This window comes from Salinimonas marina (genome assembly GCF_015644725.1).
Taxonomy (GTDB): Bacteria; Pseudomonadota; Gammaproteobacteria; order Enterobacterales; family Alteromonadaceae; genus Alteromonas.
The window spans coordinates 2,489,385-2,506,782 of sequence record NZ_CP064795.1; the positions used below are offsets into that span (position 1 = coordinate 2,489,385).

The following is a 17,398-nucleotide window of genomic DNA, read 5'->3' on the forward strand; positions in this document are numbered from 1 at the left end:
GAGTTTTTATGGTTTTACCCACAATTGCAATTCTCGTCGGTCTGCCGGTAATGTTGTGGAGTGCTGGGAAGTTTGTTGATGGCTCAGCAGGCGTGGCAAAACATTTCGGCGTTTCTCCGCTGCTTATCGGAATGCTGATTATCGGCTTTGGCACCTCTGCCCCGGAAATTATTGTGTCTATTTTTGCGGCCCTGGAGGGTAACTCGGGGATTGCATTGGGTAATGCATTTGGTTCCAACATTGCCAATATTGCGTTGGTGCTGGGCTTAACCGCGGTAGTAAGCCCTATCGCGGTGCGCAGTGAAATTATCAAACGTGAACTGCCAGTGATGCTGGCAATCGTCTTTATTGCTGCCTGGCAGCTGATGGATCTGGTGTTGTCTAAAGACGATGCCTTTACCTTGCTTGGGCTGTTTGTATTGCTGGTGGGCTGGAGCATTTGGCAGGGCATGAAAGGCAGCGGCGACAGTCTGGCCAGCGAGTATTCCGAACAAATTGAATCCTCATCCTCGCCGGTGAAAATGAACATTGTGTGGCTGCTGGCTGGCCTGGTGCTGCTTATCGCCAGTTCCCGCATTCTGGTGTGGGGCGCGGTAGAAGTGGCTGCTCACTTTGGCGTCAGCGATACCATTATCGGCCTGACCATTATTGCCATTGGTACATCCCTGCCGGAGCTGGCCTCGGCGTTGATTGCTGTGCGCAAAAATGAGCATGACCTGGCGCTGGGCAATGTTATCGGCTCTAACATGTTTAATACGCTGGCCGTGGTAGGCCTGGCGGGCACCATCCACCCTACTGCCATCGACAGCAGCTTTTTCTATCGTGATATCCTGATCATGGTAGGGGTATCGGTAGCATTATTCTTGTTTTGTATCGGGATCAAGAAGCAGGGCCGACTCAACCGGCTTGAAGGGGGCGTTTTTGTACTGGGTTATATTGGTTATACCTGGTATCTGATTAACTCTGCCTTTATCTAAGCAAAGTGTACCACCAGGGCCAGCAGGCTTATCAGCCCAAGGCCCATCAATACAAACAGGTTGATTCCAAATTCGTCCTGGCGGCGCCGGCTTCGGCGCCAGCGCATGCCGATAGCCAGTAACGTCAGACTTATCCCCACCTGCACAAAAATAAACAACCAGGTGACCAGCTCGGCTGACCACCCACCATCGCCGGGAACCTGCCAGTACCGCTGTACACCGGCAATAAAATCTGGCCGGGCATAATGAAAAATCAACAACGCCCCGAATAATACCAGCCACGCGGTCAGATTGACCATAATGGCAACTTTGTACCAGGTATCCGCCTGACGGGGCTGGTCGCGTCGGTTCGGACCCATATGTTTTGGTGACGGTGAGGTTTGCATCAATGAACTCTGGCATCCCGGTATGGTTTAAGTATACTACCGGGTCTTAATACGTGAGTATCCACAATTCGTCTAAAAAACGGACCGTCTGGCAGCTTTTCACGAGCCCCTCCCCGGCTTAGGTGTGCAACTTCATCCGGCAAATTCGCCATGAGGTGTCAGCTTACTGCTGATCGCGCCCGCCCTGTTTTACGATAAGATGCATGCTTTTAGAGAGTGTGCGAAGATACTTCACTCAAACGACTACAATAAACTGTGACGGAGAATATACAATGACGCATGCGCCCGTTGTCGACGTGCTTGGTGGCAAGTACGCGGTTGGCGAAACGGTAACCGTAAAAGGTTGGGTAAGAACACGCCGCGATTCAAAAGCAGGCTTGTCTTTTATTGCTTTGCACGATGGCAGCTGTTTTGATGCTGTGCAGGTGATCGCGTTAAATTCTCTGCCTAATTATACCGATGTCCAGCGCCTGACTACCGGTTGTTCACTGGCGGTTACCGCGACGGTGAAAGAGTCTCAGGGCCAGGGCCAGGCATTGGAGCTGGAAGCTGAACAGATTGAAGTGGTTGGCTGGGTCGAGAACCCTGACACCTACCCGATGGCGGCAAAGCGTCACTCCATCGAATATCTGCGCGAATACGCCCACCTGCGCCCACGCACCAATGTTATCGGTGCCGTGACCCGGGTTCGTAACTGTCTGTCGCAGGCGGTACATCGCTTTTTCCACGAAAAAGGCTATTTTTGGATAAGCACGCCTGTGATCACGGCCAGTGATACTGAAGGGGCCGGAGAAATGTTTCGGGTATCGACCCTGGATATGATGAACCTGCCTAAAACCGAACAGGGCGATATTGATTACAGCGAAGATTTTTTCGGTAAAGAAACCTATCTGACGGTATCGGGTCAGCTGAATGTTGAAACCTATTGTACCGCGATGTCAAAGGTGTACACCTTTGGCCCTACCTTTCGTGCCGAGAACAGCAACACCTCGCGCCATCTGGCAGAGTTCTGGATGATTGAACCGGAACTGGCCTTTGCTGAACTGGCCGATGTGGCGCAGTTGGCTGAAGACATGCTTAAATACGTGTGCAAAGCCGTGCTAGAAGAACGTGCCGATGACATGGCCTTTTTTGCCCAGCGTATTAACAAAGATGCGGTTGATCGTCTGCAAAAGCTGGTGGACTCTGACTTTGTGCGGATGGACTACACCGATGCCATCGACATTTTGCAAAACAGTGGCAAAACGTTTGAGTTCCCGGTGGAATGGGGCGTGGATTTATCGTCTGAGCACGAACGTTATCTGGCTGAAGAGCATGTGGGCGCGCCGATCATCATGCAAAATTACCCTAAAGACATCAAAGCCTTCTACATGCGCTTAAACGAAGATGGCAAGACCGTTGCCGCGATGGACGTACTGGCCCGGGTATTGGTGAGATCATCGGTGGTTCACAGCGTGAAGAACGTCTGGATGTATTTGATGAGCGTCTTGAGCAGATGAATCTGGATAAAGAGGATTACGCCTGGTATCGCGATTTACGTCGCTATGGCACCGTACCTCATGCTGGTTTTGGACTGGGCTTTGAGCGTCTGGTGGCCTATGTTACCGGCATGCAAAATGTTCGTGATGTTATCCCATTCCCAAGAACCCCGGGCAGCGCCTCGTTCTGATCTCCCCTTAATCTTACAAGCCGGTTTCTCAACCGGCTTTTTTTATGTCAATTTGAGGTGGTCTAAGCTATTCTTTTTATAATCTTTTTAAAAAGCAAAGAATGATCTTAGCTGGCATCTTTGCGTTTTAACCATGGTTCTGACGAATATTGCGCAATCTCTTGTGCAGGCCGTACTTATGTTTGACACACAGCGATAATCTATGAGCGCAACCGCACCACAAATCAATATTACCTGCGATCAATGCTACACCTCGGTCGACATTCCAGCACTGGAGCATTGCCAGGAAGCCTTTTGCCCCAACTGTGAACATGAGTTGTTAACCTTTCGCAAAAACGGCCATGAACACTGCCTGGCGTTTGCCGCCTCCGGGTTATTTTTTTTATTACTCAGCCTGCCGTTCAATTTTCTGATTTTTAAAAGCAATGGCCAGCAACACAGTATCAATATTACCGATACCCTGAATGTATTGATTGCCAAAGATTATCTTTCGCTGGCGATAATTACCGCCCTGGCGATTCTGGTGATTCCGGCCATTGTCATGTTCGGGATCGGCAGCCTCTCCTTATTCTGCATTCGCAACCGCCGCTGGCGGGGCGCCAGGGCGATGTATACCACCGTCAACCAACTGGCTCGCTGGAGCATGGCTGAAGTATTTATGGTGGGCACCCTGGTCAGTCTGATCAAGATTACCTCTCTGGCGGAGGTCAGCTATGGCATGTCGTTTTATGCGTTTATCGGCTTTGCCGTCTGCCTAACCCTGGCGCTGGTAAACTATGATAAAAACCGCCTGGGTTTATGGTTGTACCGCGGCCACTTACCAAAACCAAAAACGCTGAGCCGGGCGCGGGCCTCGGTCAGTCTGCAACGCACCTGGGCATTGTTGTTGGTGGCCGCGTTGCTGTACATTCCGGCCAACACCTTACCCATTATGCACACCGAATTATTTGGTCGCAGCGAGCCGAATACGATTATTGGCGGCGTAATTTCGTTGTGGCAATCAGGATCCTATCCGGTCGCCATCGTCATTTTGGTGGCCAGCGTGGTGGTGCCGGTAGCCAAAATCGCCATCCTGGCCTGGCTTAACTTTACGGTACAGCACCGGTTTACGGGGCGTCGGCGTACCCGGGTAAAATTTTATCGGTTTACAGAAGCCATCGGCCGCTGGTCGATGATAGATGTTTTCGTGGTGGCGATTCTGGTAGGTTTAATTCAGTTGGGCAGTACCATATCGGTGTACCCGGGCCCCGCGGCACTGGCCTTTTGTGCGGTGGTGTTTGTCACGATGGTGGCAGCTATCACCTTTGACTCAAGGCTAATATGGATAGACAGGAAAAATATTGATGAGTGAAAGTGCAAAGATAAAGTCAACCCGACGTATTTCCAGAATCTGGATCATCCCGATTCTGGTGGTGATTGTGGGTGGCTGGATGGTCTATACCCAATGGCAAAATCAGGGGCCGCTCATCACCATAGAACTGAAAACCGCCAGTGGTATTGAAGCCAATAAAACCACCATCAAAGTGCGTGATTTTGATGTGGGTCAGGTGAAAAAAATCGAACTGAAACCAGACCTGGACGGGGTGCTGGTGACCGCCAGAATGGAGGCCAGCGCCGAGCGGCTGTTAACTGAAAACACTCAGTTCTGGGTAGTTGCCCCGCGCATCAGCTTTTCAGAAGTCAGCGGCCTGAATACGTTGTTGTCAGGCAGTTATATTGCGATGTCGGGCAATGAAGAAGGCGCAGAAAAACGCAATTTTGTGGCGCTGGAACGTCCCCCCGCCACGCCGCCTGGAACGCCGGGCCTGCATTTGACCTTGAAAAGCGATGACCGGTTTGCGTTTAAATCAGGGGATCCGATTATTTACAAAGGCTTCAAAGTAGGCGAATTTGAAGAGGCTGAATTCAACATCGCTGAACGGGTGGTGTATTACAGCGCCTTTATTGAAAGCCCCTACCATAAGCTTATCACCCACAACACCCGCTTCTGGAATATTAGCGGGGTCAAATTACAGCTTCGTTCCAGTGGGGTAAAAGTGGAAACCGGCAGTCTGGAAACGTTACTGGCCAACGGCGTTACTTTCGGCATTCCCAAAGGCATTCTACCGGGAGAGCTGGTTAAAGAGGATGCCACATTTATGGTGTATTCAGATGAAACTGCCGCATCTAATGCCCGCTATAAATTATCCGCCGAATATTTGTTGTTAATTGATGAAACCGTACGTGGATTAACTGTCGGCGCCCCCGTGGAATATCGTGGTATCGAGATTGGTGAGGTAATCAAAATTAACGCAGTGAATCAGATGGAAGGCAATATTCTGGATGAAGATCACCCCATCCCGGTATTAATCAATATTTATCCGGGCAAGGTTCGCCAGCAGGATAATCTGGTGGGCTTGCAAAAAGTAAAGCAAACCGTCAGCTCTTGGATTGAGCGTGATTTGCGTGCCACGTTGCGGATGGGCAATGTGTTAACCGGCGGCCTGTATGTTGATTTACACCATGCCCAAAATAGCTCACCAATACCGGTAGAAACGGTAAATGGGCTGGAGGTGATCCCCACCGCGTCTAATGAATTCACCCAAATAACCCAGAAAGCCGATGCCATTCTGGATAAAATCAACCGCTTGCCATTAAACGACATGGTCGCAGATGTTCGCGGAGCGGTAACCGATATGCAGTCTGCTGCGGTGTCTCTTGAGCAAACCAGCACCGAATTTGATAAAACCCTGCAGGATGTGGATGTCCGGGCGCTCAATAAAAATCTGAATCAGGTACTCACTGATATGTCAGCGCTGCTTAAAAATTATTCTGAGGGCGGACTGAGTCCGGCCGAAATAAAAGATACGGTGGATGCGATGCAGGACACCCTGCGTAATCTGCAACCGCTGTTGCTACAGCTAAACCAGACCCCCAATAGCTTTATTTTTTCAGGCGATCGCAAACAGGATTTGCAGCCCCAAGCACAATCTAAAGGAGATCCCCAATGAGGCTTCGTTTGTTCGTTACCGGCCTGAGTCTATTGCTGTTAGCCGGCTGTGCCAGCAATGCCGCTGATTTACATTATTATCTGCTGCATTCGCCTACCCAGGCAGCGGCTAAACCCCAGTCGGCCAGCAGCTATATTCGTTTTAACCGCATTACCATGCCGAATTATCTGAAGCAGCGGGGGCTGGCCATGCAAACCGGTCCGGCTACCGTGTATTTTTCTGCCACCCATGTATGGGCCGAACCGCTGGCAAGCGGCTTGTCACAGTCATTGAACGCCTCATTGTGGCAGGAACAACAAATTGACGTGGTGCCTGAAGGTGTCTATCAGAACCGGGACTTAAGTTCGGTAACCCTGCATGTAGACGACTTTATCGCCACCGCCGATAACGAAGTGGTTCTTAAGGGCCATTATTGGTTGTATCCGGGTAAGGCCGAGCCGCGGATGAAGCGCTTTGATTTTCGGCGGCCGCTGAACCAGGATGGCTTTGCTCACGCAGTGGTACAAATGCGCAAACTGGTGGCCGGGCTGGCCGCAGATATTGCCACAAATGTTTCGCAATATGATGCTTCATCAGAAAGTAAAACCATGCCTAATCAATAACTTGAAACAAGCCAGCCGTCGCTATGCGGAGATTTTTACATTAGAAAAACATTACGTTACATTTAATCAAAGTTTGTCTTATCATTGAGGTATAAAATAGAAAAAAATTGGCTAAAGAAGCAACCTCTTATGAAATGGATAAAACTAGTAGCACCGCTGGCGGTTATCGCTCTGGGCGGTTTGGGTGCCTGGGCCGTCATCGCCACAGCTTCAGATGAAACCATCACTGAAAAGCTGGATACCCGGCCGGTGGTTACGGTTGATACCATGTCATCGCAAAACTACACGGTACAAATCACCTCTTACGGTGAAGTGACGCCGCTGGAGTCCACCCGCCTGGCCGCACAGGTCACCGGTGAAGTGATCAGCTGGAACCCAGCCTTTGTGGCCGGCGGGTTGGTCAAACGCGGTGATACCCTGTTCTCGATAGAAAAAGACACCTATGAAGCCGCGTTGTTGCAGGCTGAAGCCGCCCTCGCCTCTGCCAAGGCCCAGTTAATTCAGGAACAGGCTCAAAGCAGAGTTGCTGAGCAGCAAGCCAAAAATTTACCCTCGAGCCGCGTTTCCGACCTGTACTTACGAAAACCTCAGTTGCTCAGCGCCCAGGCGGCGTTGAAGTCGGCCCAGGCGCAATTAAAGATTGCTCAGCGTGATTTAGAAAACTGTGTTATTAACGCCCCTTATGATGCATTAGTCGTATCACGGATAATTGGTGTGGGTGACTATGTCACCGCTGGCACACTGACGGCCACCCTCAATAATGTCGAAACCGCTGAAGTGACCTTTCCGATAGCTGGGTTTGACCGGGCGTTTTTACCGGCGCAGCTCTCTGACCATCCGGCGGTGGTATCCATTGATGACGGCCAGCAGCAGGAATTTACTGCCACCATTAATCGCGACGCCGGAATTATTGATACTGCTACCCGCATGACCCATTTGATTCTGCGAATTGACGATCCCTACGGGCTGCGTACCAACTCGCCTAAAGTAAAATTTGGTACCTATGTGAATGTCGCGTTCAGTGGTAAAACGCTGGATGATGTATACCGGGTACCGCAGGAACTGATCACCAATAATCAGATGTGGCTGCTGGATAGCGACGGCAAACTCTATTCTGAGCAAGTCAATGTATTACGCCAGGAAGGCGGTGACTTTTTGATTTCAGGCAGCTACAACGGGGCGGAAATTGTTATGACCCCGCCTGAATACCCGCAAAATGGTATGGCTGTGAAAGTGCTGAAAAAAACCAATCACGATGATTTAGTCGCCCAGCGCCCCGCCCGGTAACAGGACACCATTATGAAAACTGATTACGAGACCCATCGTGGGTTAATTGCGTGGTTTGCCCGCAACTCTGTGGCGGCCAACCTGTTGATGGGCTTTATTCTGGTGGTAGGTTTAGCCAGTTTCAGCACTATTCAGCGTCAGATGTTTCCCAATATCGAATTTAACTACATCAGTATTGCTGCTCAATATCCCGGCGCTTCGCCGCAGGAAATTGAAGAAAGCATCATGATCAAGATTGAAGAAGCCATCAAGGATGTTACCGAGATTGAACAAGTGGTATCGCGGGCATTTCGAAATAATGGCCGGGTGACCCTGGAGATAGATAAAAAGGCCGAACTGGCCGAGGTGCTCGATAAGGTCAAGCTCAGGGTGGACTCTATTGCAACCTTCCCCGCTGGTATGGAGCCGGTGACGATTTATCAGGAAGAGTTCCAGCAACAGGTCATTGAGTTGCCGCTGGTAGGTGATGTGCCTTTAGAGCAATTGAAGCCGCTGGCCCGGGAAATTGAAGATGAACTGCTGCAGCTTGAGAATGTTTCCCTGGTAGAGGTGTCCTACCCCAATGATGAAATTGCAGTTGAAATCAAACCCGATATGCTGCGCAAGTACAACCTGACCATCAACGAGGTTACCAGTGCGATCCGCGCGTACTCAGCCAATATTTCTGCCGGCCAGCTGCGAACCAATGCCGGCCTGGTGTCGGTACGGGTTGAAAACCAGTATTACAGTGGTGCTGACTTTGGGCAGATCCCGGTAAAAATGGGCGATTCGGGCGCCCGGGTATTGTTATCCGATGTGGCCACCATCCGGGATGGGTTTACCGAAGGTGAGTGGTATTTTAATTACTCAGGCAAAAACTCTATTTATATTGCGGTGAAAGCCACCCGTACTCAGGACACTGTCCCGGTCGCAGAAACGGTTAAAAATTATATCGAAGCGCGCAATAAAACCCTGCCGGCGGGAATTTCTCTGGAAATTCTGGTCGATATGACCTACTACCTGAATGCCCGGCTGAATATGATGCTGTCGAATCTGGCCCAGGGGGCGTTACTGGTGGCGCTGTTACTGACATTATTTTTGCGCTTCAGGCTGGCTTTCTGGGTAATGCTGGGTCTGCCCATCTGCTTTTTAGGCGCGATTATGATGATGCCCTTATTTGGCGTTACCATTAATATCCTCTCGCTATTCGCCTTTATTATGGTGCTGGGGATTGTGGTGGACGATGCCATTGTCATCGGCGAAAGCGCCTACACCGAAGTTGAACAAAAAGGTGGCGGTATCGACAATGTGGTGCGCGGTGCCAAACGTGTTGCTACGCCTGCTACCTTTGGGGTATTAACCACCATCGCAGTATTTGCGCCTTCCACGCTCAGTAGCGGACCAGAAGGCGCATTTTTCTACAACATTTCCGTGGTGGTGATTCTGTGTCTGGTGTTCAGCCTGATTGAGTCAAAGCTGATCCTGCCTGCCCATATTGCCCATACCAAATTCCCACCGGTTAAAGAGAACACCTGGCGAGCCCGCTTTAATAAAAATTTCAACGGCTTTATCAGGGGGCCGTATCGGCGCACTGTCGAACGTGCGGTTAACTGGCGCTATACCGTGTTTGCCCTGTTTTTTGCGGTGCTTTGCATCAGTGTAGGGCTGATTGTAGCCAATTATGTACGCACGGTGCCCAATCCAAAAGTACCCCACGACTTTCCTGGCATTCAAATAGAAATGAACGAAAACGTGGCAGATACCGCGGTTATCGACGCCTTAAAAGAGATTGAAGCGGTTATCTGGCAGGTAGATAAAAGCATTGCCGAAGAAACAGGCCAGGGAATTGTACGTGACGTGCTGGCGTTTAATCGTAATCGCACCGAAGGCCGGGTAGTGGTGCCATTGGTGGACGAAAAGTTACGTCCCTTCAATACCTTTGAACTGGCCCGCCGCTGGCGTGAAAAGCTGCCCGAAATTGCCGGTATGAAGTCGTTGCAGATTTATGATGATGTGAACGGCGGCGGCGGTGATGGGGAGTTTGGCTTCTTATTGTTCGGCGCGGATATTGATAAGCTTAATGCGGCAGGCCGCAAGTTTATTGAGATGTTACAGCAGGAGCCCGGGTTATTTGATGTCAGCTCTACCATTGATCCGGCCAGTAAAGAAGTGCAGCTGACCTTACGCCCGGTAGCCTATGACCTGGGGCTGAGTCTGGCGGATATCGCCAGTCAGGTAGGTGCAGGATTTTATGGTGGCGAAGCCCAGCGGGTTATCCGTAACGGTGAAGAAGTTAAGGTAATGGTGCGTTACCCCAAACTGACGCGCGAAAGTTTTGCGGATCTCAAATACTCGGTCATTACTACCGCCAGCGGGCAGGAAGTGATGCTGGGCGATGTTGCCCTGCTAAGTGAAAAGCCCGGCATCAGCTATATTCGCCGCGAAGGGGGTTATCGCAGTGTCTATGTGTGGGGCTCTATTGATGAGGAAACGGTGGAGCCAAATGAAGTCATTGAGAATGTGAACGAGAATCTCATTCCTGAGCTTCAAAAAGCCTACCCATCGGTGCTTAGTGAACTGGGTGGTGCTATTGAAGAACAGCAGGCGCAGCAAAGCGAGCAACAGCTGTTCTTTATCGCCGCGATGATCATGGTGTATGTGTTGCTGGCAGTGCCACTCAAAAGCTACGGTCAGCCACTGATCATTATGTCCGTCATTCCGTTTAGTATGACCGGGGCTATTTGGGGCCATTTTCTACTGGGGCTGGATTTATCCATGATGTCATTTTTCGGCATCATTGCCGCCTCGGGCGTGGTAATAAACGACTCACTGGTGATGACCGATTATGTTAATCAGCGACGGGCACAAGGCTACAGCATTAAAGAAGCGGTAGTGGAAGCCGGCATGGCGCGTTTCAGAGCCATTACCCTGACCTCAATCACTACCTTTGCCGGGGTCTTGCCGATTTTGTTTGAAACCAGCTTACAGGCGGCCTTTGTGGTACCGATGGCGGCTGCGCTTGGCTTTGCAGTCTTGTATGCCACCCTGGTGACCCTGATTCTGGTGCCCTGTCTGTATATGGTATTGCAGGATATCAGTCATGGTTTTGGCCTTCTGAGTCGACGCATCAAACGCTTGTTTCGTCGATCATCCGGGCATTCCGACCCTGAGCCGGTTCAATCTGAAACCTAACACCAGTGCCAACGTATCAGCGGATAGCGTATACCAATAACCAAACAGCCGGCCTGGGTGCCGGCTTTGCGGTTACACGCCAGGCTTACCTGCGCCGGTCGGCGCAATTGTCACCTCCCCCACCACAGGCCAGTTAGCTAATGACTGCGTTTAATCAGATAGTAACAGGTACCTAATGCCACTATGATGCCGCCCAGCCCCACAATGGCCAGCGGATCGTATTTCTCCAGATCTAACAATATCACCTTGCGAGCAACGGCAATAACCGCCACCAACAACACTATTTCTGCATGAATTACATTCTTTTTGAAATACATCTCGACCGTTTCCATAAGTTCGAAACCAATCAAAATTAAAAAGATGAAGCCAAAGATATTAAGCAGTTCGCTGATATCCAGAAAGAGCACATCGTCGGGGGGTCAAAAATATCCATAAACAGAATGATGCCCAGCTCGACAATAGAGGCGGCCACGATGATCATCATAAATGCCAGCACACACAGTGACATCCATCGTTTAGCCGCATGGATAAAGGTTATTGCTCGCCGAATACTTATTTTCATAGGAAGGGCTCCGGGTGGCACACCCTGACAAGCAACAGGCCGCCCTACTCCATACTCAGAACAGGTACCTTGCCACCATGCTGATAACCGCACTTACTTTATACTAGTGACCAAAAAAGCTACCAGCCAGTTTTTTGTGGGAGGGGAAGCTTCAGCCATTCTGGCATTTAGCCCGACACACCAGCGAGGCGCTGCGGGTTTGATTGCGACCGCGGGACTTCGCCTTTTTGAGCTGTTGTTCACATAGCTCCATGATGTCATCCATACTGGTTTTGCAGTCTGCCTCGACCACCGCGGCGCAAAAGCGTATGGGCCCGACATTAGCAAGACTAAGTGGCCCGGCGGCTTTGGACTGATGCTGAGCTAGCGCCTGCTTCAGTTTATCGACAAATCCGATGGCATCGTCTAACAGGCTGTTCGATAAATTAAATACAAACTGTTCGCCGGCATAGCGGCCAATAATATTGTTAGTACCCACTTCATATTTGAAAAAGCGCGCCAGCTCAATCAATACTTTATCTGCTTTACACGGCCCCAGTTGCCGGTTTATATCCTTAAAGTGGTCGATATCCAGTAATACCACACAGCCAGGTTCGGCTCTTCGGGTCAGTTTTCGCTGAATTTTGCTCAGGGCAAACCAGCGTGCATCCAGCCCCGTCAGGCCATCGTAAACCACATTTTGCTCAATCCTGCGTTTCAGATACACCACTCTGAGCAACATCAGCAATAAAATTACGGCAGTCAGCACCGCCGCCATTGCCAGATACTTCATATTACGCGACTGAGATTTATTCAGCTGCGCCTGTAGTTGTAAAAAGGATAATTGCTGACGGCTGATCTCATTGGTAAAAGCCGATAATTGTTCCAGCAAACGAAACTGTTTTTTTTGTTCGTGCTCTAAGCTATGAATTTGCCGGTAGAGCGCATTGGCCTGTTGATAGTTCTGCTCAAGGCCCAGTAAGGTTGCTTCCAGCTCAAGCTGACGCACATGTTCATAGGCCGGTGAGGTAACGGTTGTGGTTTCGCCGTACGCATTGAGCATCTGTTGCCAGAATTCCCGGGCCAGGCTTACCTGCTTACGCCCCAGGGCTGCCTCCAGACGAAGCTGGGCGTAGCGGTAACGCCATGGTCCAAACTCAAGTTGATTGTGGCGGGCCAAAAACTTCGCTTCTTTGGCAAACTCTTCGGCTAACCGATAATCACCTTTGTGCAAATAGACCCGACTGGCTGCCAACGCCGCTTCGACTCTCTCCTTACTTAATCCAAAACCAGCAATATGCTGATTAAACTCACTAAGCAGCGGCCATACCGTGCGATAAGCGCCATTATGGGTATAGGCCCGGATTTCACATTTCATGCCCTGCGCCATCTGGTGCGCATCGTGGGTTAAGAACTGCTTATAAAACTGACAAAACTCCAGCGACATGCCGGCGTCGCCCAGATAGAAAAATGCGTCTGCCATATCCAGGTAGGCACGCGATAAGGGGTAATCGAACACCCCGGCTGAGGGCTGGATGGCACTGGCTGAACCCACAATGCGCTGAATATTCATGATGGCGGTCATATAGTCACCATGGACCATCGCCCGTTCAACCAGCAACCGAATCCCCCAGCGTTCCAGGCGGGGCCAGTTGTTCTGTTTCGCCACCTCCAGTAACTGTTGCAGCTGCAAGTTGCGCTTGGGATAGGTGGTGGGCGTGTGCTGAGCCCATTGCAGTAACCGCGCTTCTAACTGTACCCGGGGATAAGGAGTAAGAGCCTCAAGCAGCTCATCGGTTACAGGTTCTGCCTCAGCAATTTTTGATGCAAATTGTAGAGAAAGCCGGTAATAGTCCGCCACAGGGGTTTGGCTGGTCAGTATTTCAGGCAATTCTTGCAACCCACCGGAAGCGGCGTGCTGCGTCGACATAGCCACTTGTCTGGCTTTATCGTACTGCGATATGGTTGTAGCCTGCCCGGCTATGCATACCAATAGCAGTAGGAAGCATAGTATAATTTTCAAGGATACACCCAACGGCAGGAGTAATACGCTGAAGTTTCTCTGCCCTTGCAACTTCAGTACGGCGAAGACCTACTATACCGTTGTGGTCGGCGCCTTAAAAGTACAGATTTGTTAAATCTAAACTATTAATTTAACGTAACCTATTCATTATCAAAAAGCATTTACAAAGGTAAAACAGCATCAGCTAAGGGCCTTCAGGGTCCGTTGGCCGGTTTTTAGCCTGTGTTAAAGTCAATTATTTAGCAATAAGGAATTTTTTGTGTCTGCATTTTCTATACGCGCCGCCCGGCTCACTGACAGTGAGCAAATTCTTAAGTTTATTACCGAACTGGCTACCTTCGAAAAGGCCGCTGATGAAGTAGAAGCTTCGGTGACAGATATCGAGCGCACCCTGTTCGGAGATACCGCCACTTCCCATTGTATTTTGTGTGAGAAAGACGATAAGCCCGTGGGGTTTGCTGTGTACTTTTACAATTACTCGACCTGGCAAGGCAGAAATGGCTTGTACCTGGAAGATTTGTATATTACCCCCGATTTTCGCGGTCAGGGCGCCGGCACTGAAGTTCTGAAATATCTGGCCCGGCATGCCATCGACAACAATTGTGGCCGTTTTGAGTGGAGTGTGCTGGACTGGAATCAGCCTGCCATTGATTTTTACGAGTCGTTGGGCGCCGTAGCAAAATCAGAATGGCTGGGATACCGCCTCTCAGGCGATGCCCTCACCCACTTCGCGAACCGCTAAAAACAAACACTCAACCTGCTCATCGCGCATAGACAATGCGCGTATGATACCTGGCACTGGTAGTATTTGAGCCTTATTTCAGTATCTTAGCGCGTTAATCAATTGAGCCGCCGGGGTGACACTGCTACATTGTGGTTACATTGTGACCCAGTGCTCGCAAAAATGTCTGCTGGCCTTTACTACCTCGGAGATACCTATGCAAAAAACATTAATTGCCACCGCGATAACCACCGCGCTGGTCCTGGCCGGCTGTTCCGGCAATCAGGCAACATCTGAATCTTTATCTAAGGCTGCACCTGAGCCTTCCACCGATACCGTTAAAGCCATGCCGGATAAATCTTCGAACCCGTTACTAACCGCAAGCCCGCTGCCTTATCAGACCCCGCAGTTTGATAAAATCAAAATAAGCGACTATGAACCAGCGTTTGCCCTGGGCATGGACGAGCACGCCAAAGAAATTCAAGAAATTGCCGACCAGTCAGCACCGGCTTCATTTGAGAATACTATTTTGGCGTTTGAAAAAAGCGGAAGTCGGCTAACTCGGGTCCAATCGGTATTTTTCAATCTTTCCAGCATCAAATCTAATGATGAGGTTCAGCGTATTGAAGCAGCGATGGCACCCAGGCTGGCCGGCCACTTTGACAACATATTGCTGGATGAACAATTATTTGAGCGAGTGAAAAAGGTTTATGACAACCGTGAGTCACTCAGTACCATTGACCAGCGACTGACCGAATTTTATTTCAAAAAATTTGTTCGTGCCGGTGCCAATTTGTCAGACGCTGACAAAGCCACAATGCGAGAACTGAATAAAGAAATCACTAATCTGCAAACAAAGTTTTCCCAAAATATTTTGGCTTCGTTTAAAAACGATACCATTGTTGTAACTGACGAAGCTCGTCTTGCAGGCTTGTCCGACAGCGAAAAAGCTAACCTTAAGTCCGCGGCAGAAAAAGCCGGGGAAGATGGTTATCTGATTAGTCTGGTGAATACCACCCGTCAGCCAATCTTGTCCAGCCTGGAAAACCGGGGACTGCGCGAGCAAATCTGGCGCCAGTCGGCAACCCGGGCAATGGATGTGAATGCGCCCATTATCTTGAAACTCACTAACCTACGGGCTCGCAAAGCAAAGCTATTAGGATTTGAAAACTGGGCGTCGTATCAAATTGATGATCAAATGGCCCAGACCCCGGCCAATGTTTTTGAAATCCTGGATGATTTAGCGCCTAAGGCCGTCGCGAAGGCTAAGCGTGAAGCCGCCGATATCGAACAGGTTATGCATGACGATGGCGTCAGTGGTGCGGTTAAGCCCTGGGACTGGGCGTATTATGCCGAAAAAGTCCGTAAGCAAAAATACGACCTGAATGATGCGCAGGTAAAGCCATACTTTGAACTCAATAATGTGCTGGAAAAAGGCTTATTTTTTGCCATGAAAAAACTCTATGGCATTACGTTCAAAGAGCGTACCGACCTGCCGTTATACGTGGAGGATGCCCGGGCATTTGAGGTATTTAATCAGGATGGCTCTGCCATTGGGCTGTTCTTCTTCGACCCCTATGCTCGTGAAGGCAAAGCGGGCGGCGCGTGGATGAGCGAGTTTGTCACCCAAAGCCATATGAATAACACCAAACCCGTGGTGTTTAACGAGCAAAATATAGTGAAACCCGCCGACGGTGAACCTACTTTGTTGTCCTTTGATGAAGTGACCACCTTATTCCATGAGTTTGGTCACGCCGCCCATGGCTTGTTTTCAGATGTAAAATACCCGAGCCTGGCAGGCACCGCCACGGCCCGGGATTTTGTAGAGTTTCCCTCACAGTTTCATGAAGACTGGGCGATTGAGCCTGAAGTACTGGCCAATTACGCCAAACATTATAAAACTGGAGAGCCTATCCCCGAGGCCTTGCTTAACAAGCTGCTTAAAGCGGTTAAATTTAATCAGGGTTACGACACCACTGAATATTTGGCTGCGGCTCTGATTGATATGGAATGGCACATGTTAAAGGCCGACCAGCAGGTCTCAGATGTCGGCCGTTTTGAGCAGCAGGCGTTGGCAAAGCATGGTATTGACTACGATCCAGTTGCACCACGCTACAAGTCGAACTATTTCAGCCACACCTTTGCCGGTGGTTATTCTGCCGGGTATTACGCCTACCTTTGGACCGAAGTACTGGCAGCCGATGCTTTTGCCCATATGCAAAGTGAAGGCGGCTTGTCGCGGGACAATGGTGATGAGTTCAGAAAAGAGATTTTGTCTAAAGGCAACAGCGAAGATTTAATGCAAAATTATATCGACTTTCGCGGTCAGAAACCGCAGGTCGATGCGCTGATGAAGCGCCGTGGCTTAGATAACTGAGCCAGTGGCGCCCACACTCAGGCTAGAATAACGCCTGGGTGTGTGGCCCTATCTTCCTGCCTCATAGACTTACAATTTACCCCGCCAGGCGCGCTAGTTGTTCAATATAATCTTTCAGCCGGGTCAGTATCAGTCGGTGAATATTTTTGCTAAACACACTGTCATCCATCGCACCTGTTACACAGCACTCACAACTTACCTGCTCGCCCTGCGGCATTAATGTTACGGTTATTCGTTCGCCGCCGTTTATGGCAATAGAAACTTTACGGTAGGGTATTATCTGGTCGACGTGACCTTGTATACTGGCATGCCAGTTCCCAGCCTCGCCCTTTAATAACAGTTTGAAGTTGCCGCCTTCCATAAAGTGCCCGGTGTAGGATAGGCACCGCCAGCCGCCAGGATTGGTAGCCCAGCGCTGAATAGCGGCTGGCTGTGTTAAAACCAGCCAGGTGGTTTCCAGCGAGGCATTTATCCTGATATTGAGGACGATCATGTACAGTTACTCCTGCCTTACTCAGGTAAACCAAACGTTCAACCCGGGCTTGATTAAGTAATAGCAGTGTCTCCGCTATTTAGATATCTGGCAGTGTCAAAACTCGAAGAATCTATACCAATGGATAATCTTATTCGCATTTTTCAAAGGATGCTTTACAC

General features: G+C 50.0%; 13 protein-coding genes and 1 pseudogene. 9 read left to right on the forward strand and 5 right to left on the reverse strand.

Features of this window, described 5'->3' with window-relative positions; translation table 11 throughout:
* Positions 1-8 precede the first annotated feature (8 nt).
* Positions 9-977: a calcium/sodium antiporter gene (locus IT774_RS11175; protein ID WP_195809850.1), complete on the forward strand. Its 969-nt coding sequence runs from the start codon at positions 9-11 to the stop codon at positions 975-977.
* Here the strand turns inward: IT774_RS11175 and IT774_RS11180 are convergent.
* Positions 974-1,363: a hypothetical protein gene (locus IT774_RS11180; protein WP_195809851.1), complete on the reverse strand. Its 390-nt coding sequence runs from the start codon at positions 1,361-1,363 to the stop codon at positions 974-976. The two genes, IT774_RS11175 and IT774_RS11180, sit on opposite strands and share 4 nt — an antisense overlap.
* Positions 1,364-1,635: 272 nt before the next feature.
* Here IT774_RS11180 and asnS point away from each other — a divergent pair.
* The 6 genes and pseudogenes from asnS (at position 1,636) to IT774_RS11210 (ending at position 11,082) form a co-directional block, all read left to right on the forward strand.
* Positions 1,636-3,032: pseudogene (gene asnS, locus IT774_RS11185) on the forward strand (asparagine--tRNA ligase).
* 202 nt (positions 3,033-3,234) lie between these two features.
* Positions 3,235-4,383 carry a paraquat-inducible protein A gene (locus IT774_RS11190; protein WP_195809852.1) on the forward strand — a complete coding sequence of 383 codons (1,149 nt, stop codon included), beginning with the start codon at positions 3,235-3,237 and terminating at the stop codon, positions 4,381-4,383.
* Entirely contained in the window at positions 4,376-6,022 is a 1,647-nt protein-coding gene (pqiB, locus tag IT774_RS11195) for an intermembrane transport protein PqiB (protein ID WP_195809853.1), read from the forward strand. Before IT774_RS11190 ends, pqiB begins: the two co-directional genes overlap by 8 nt.
* The gene (locus IT774_RS11200; RefSeq protein ID WP_195809854.1) at positions 6,019-6,624 is read left to right on the forward strand and encodes a PqiC family protein; all 606 of its coding nucleotides are present in this window, start codon (positions 6,019-6,021) and stop codon (positions 6,622-6,624) included. Before pqiB ends, IT774_RS11200 begins: the two co-directional genes overlap by 4 nt.
* Before the next feature lie 129 nt (positions 6,625-6,753).
* Entirely contained in the window at positions 6,754-7,911 is a 1,158-nt protein-coding gene (locus IT774_RS11205) for an efflux RND transporter periplasmic adaptor subunit (protein WP_195809855.1), read from the forward strand.
* A gap of 12 nt (positions 7,912-7,923) precedes the next feature.
* The gene (locus IT774_RS11210) at positions 7,924-11,082 is read left to right on the forward strand and encodes an efflux RND transporter permease subunit (RefSeq protein ID WP_195809856.1); all 3,159 of its coding nucleotides are present in this window, start codon (positions 7,924-7,926) and stop codon (positions 11,080-11,082) included.
* A 137-nt stretch (positions 11,083-11,219) separates the two neighbouring features.
* Here IT774_RS11210 and IT774_RS11215 read toward each other — a convergent pair whose 3' ends face one another.
* The 3 genes from IT774_RS11215 to IT774_RS11225 all read right to left on the reverse strand — a co-directional run bounded on the left by IT774_RS11215 (position 11,220) and on the right by IT774_RS11225 (position 13,553).
* Positions 11,220-11,489, reverse strand: a complete 270-nt coding sequence (locus IT774_RS11215; RefSeq protein ID WP_232364964.1) for a phosphate-starvation-inducible PsiE family protein — start codon at positions 11,487-11,489, stop codon at positions 11,220-11,222.
* Positions 11,435-11,644 (reverse strand): hypothetical protein, encoded by a 210-nt coding sequence (locus IT774_RS11220; RefSeq protein ID WP_195809858.1) that lies wholly within the window; start codon positions 11,642-11,644, stop codon positions 11,435-11,437. The genes IT774_RS11215 and IT774_RS11220 overlap by 55 nt, the downstream gene beginning before the upstream one ends.
* 151 nt (positions 11,645-11,795) lie before the next feature.
* Positions 11,796-13,553, reverse strand: a complete 1,758-nt coding sequence (locus IT774_RS11225; RefSeq protein WP_195809859.1) for a GGDEF domain-containing protein — start codon at positions 13,551-13,553, stop codon at positions 11,796-11,798.
* 352 nt (positions 13,554-13,905) lie between these two features.
* Between IT774_RS11225 and IT774_RS11230 the strand changes: the two genes are divergently transcribed.
* Together IT774_RS11230 and IT774_RS11235 are read left to right on the forward strand one after the other, a co-directional pair.
* Complete coding sequence (locus tag IT774_RS11230) at positions 13,906-14,388, forward strand: GNAT family N-acetyltransferase (protein ID WP_195809860.1); 483 nt, start codon at positions 13,906-13,908, stop codon at positions 14,386-14,388.
* 196 nt (positions 14,389-14,584) lie between these two features.
* Positions 14,585-16,744 (forward strand): M3 family metallopeptidase, encoded by a 2,160-nt coding sequence (locus IT774_RS11235; protein WP_195809861.1) that lies wholly within the window; start codon positions 14,585-14,587, stop codon positions 16,742-16,744.
* A 76-nt stretch (positions 16,745-16,820) separates the two neighbouring features.
* Here the strand turns inward: IT774_RS11235 and IT774_RS11240 are convergent, their stop codons facing one another.
* A complete protein-coding gene (locus IT774_RS11240) occupies positions 16,821-17,237 on the reverse strand; it encodes an SRPBCC family protein (protein ID WP_195809862.1) in 417 nt (138 codons plus the stop codon).
* Positions 17,238-17,398: the final 161 nt, after the last annotated feature.

Coding starts and splice junctions, on each gene's coding strand:
- IT774_RS11175 (WP_195809850.1), top strand. CDS start 9: ATGGTTTTACCCACAATTGCAATTCTCGTCGGTCTGCCGGTAATGTTG.
- IT774_RS11180 (WP_195809851.1), bottom strand. CDS start 1,363: ATGCAAACCTCACCGTCACCAAAACATATGGGTCCGAACCGACGCGAC.
- IT774_RS11190 (WP_195809852.1), top strand. CDS start 3,235: ATGAGCGCAACCGCACCACAAATCAATATTACCTGCGATCAATGCTAC.
- pqiB (WP_195809853.1), top strand. CDS start 4,376: ATGAGTGAAAGTGCAAAGATAAAGTCAACCCGACGTATTTCCAGAATC.
- IT774_RS11200 (WP_195809854.1), top strand. CDS start 6,019: ATGAGGCTTCGTTTGTTCGTTACCGGCCTGAGTCTATTGCTGTTAGCC.
- IT774_RS11205 (WP_195809855.1), top strand. CDS start 6,754: ATGAAATGGATAAAACTAGTAGCACCGCTGGCGGTTATCGCTCTGGGC.
- IT774_RS11210 (WP_195809856.1), top strand. CDS start 7,924: ATGAAAACTGATTACGAGACCCATCGTGGGTTAATTGCGTGGTTTGCC.
- IT774_RS11220 (WP_195809858.1), bottom strand. CDS start 11,644: ATGAAAATAAGTATTCGGCGAGCAATAACCTTTATCCATGCGGCTAAA.
- IT774_RS11225 (WP_195809859.1), bottom strand. CDS start 13,553: ATGTCGACGCAGCACGCCGCTTCCGGTGGGTTGCAAGAATTGCCTGAA.
- IT774_RS11235 (WP_195809861.1), top strand. CDS start 14,585: ATGCAAAAAACATTAATTGCCACCGCGATAACCACCGCGCTGGTCCTG.
- IT774_RS11240 (WP_195809862.1), bottom strand. CDS start 17,237: ATGATCGTCCTCAATATCAGGATAAATGCCTCGCTGGAAACCACCTGG.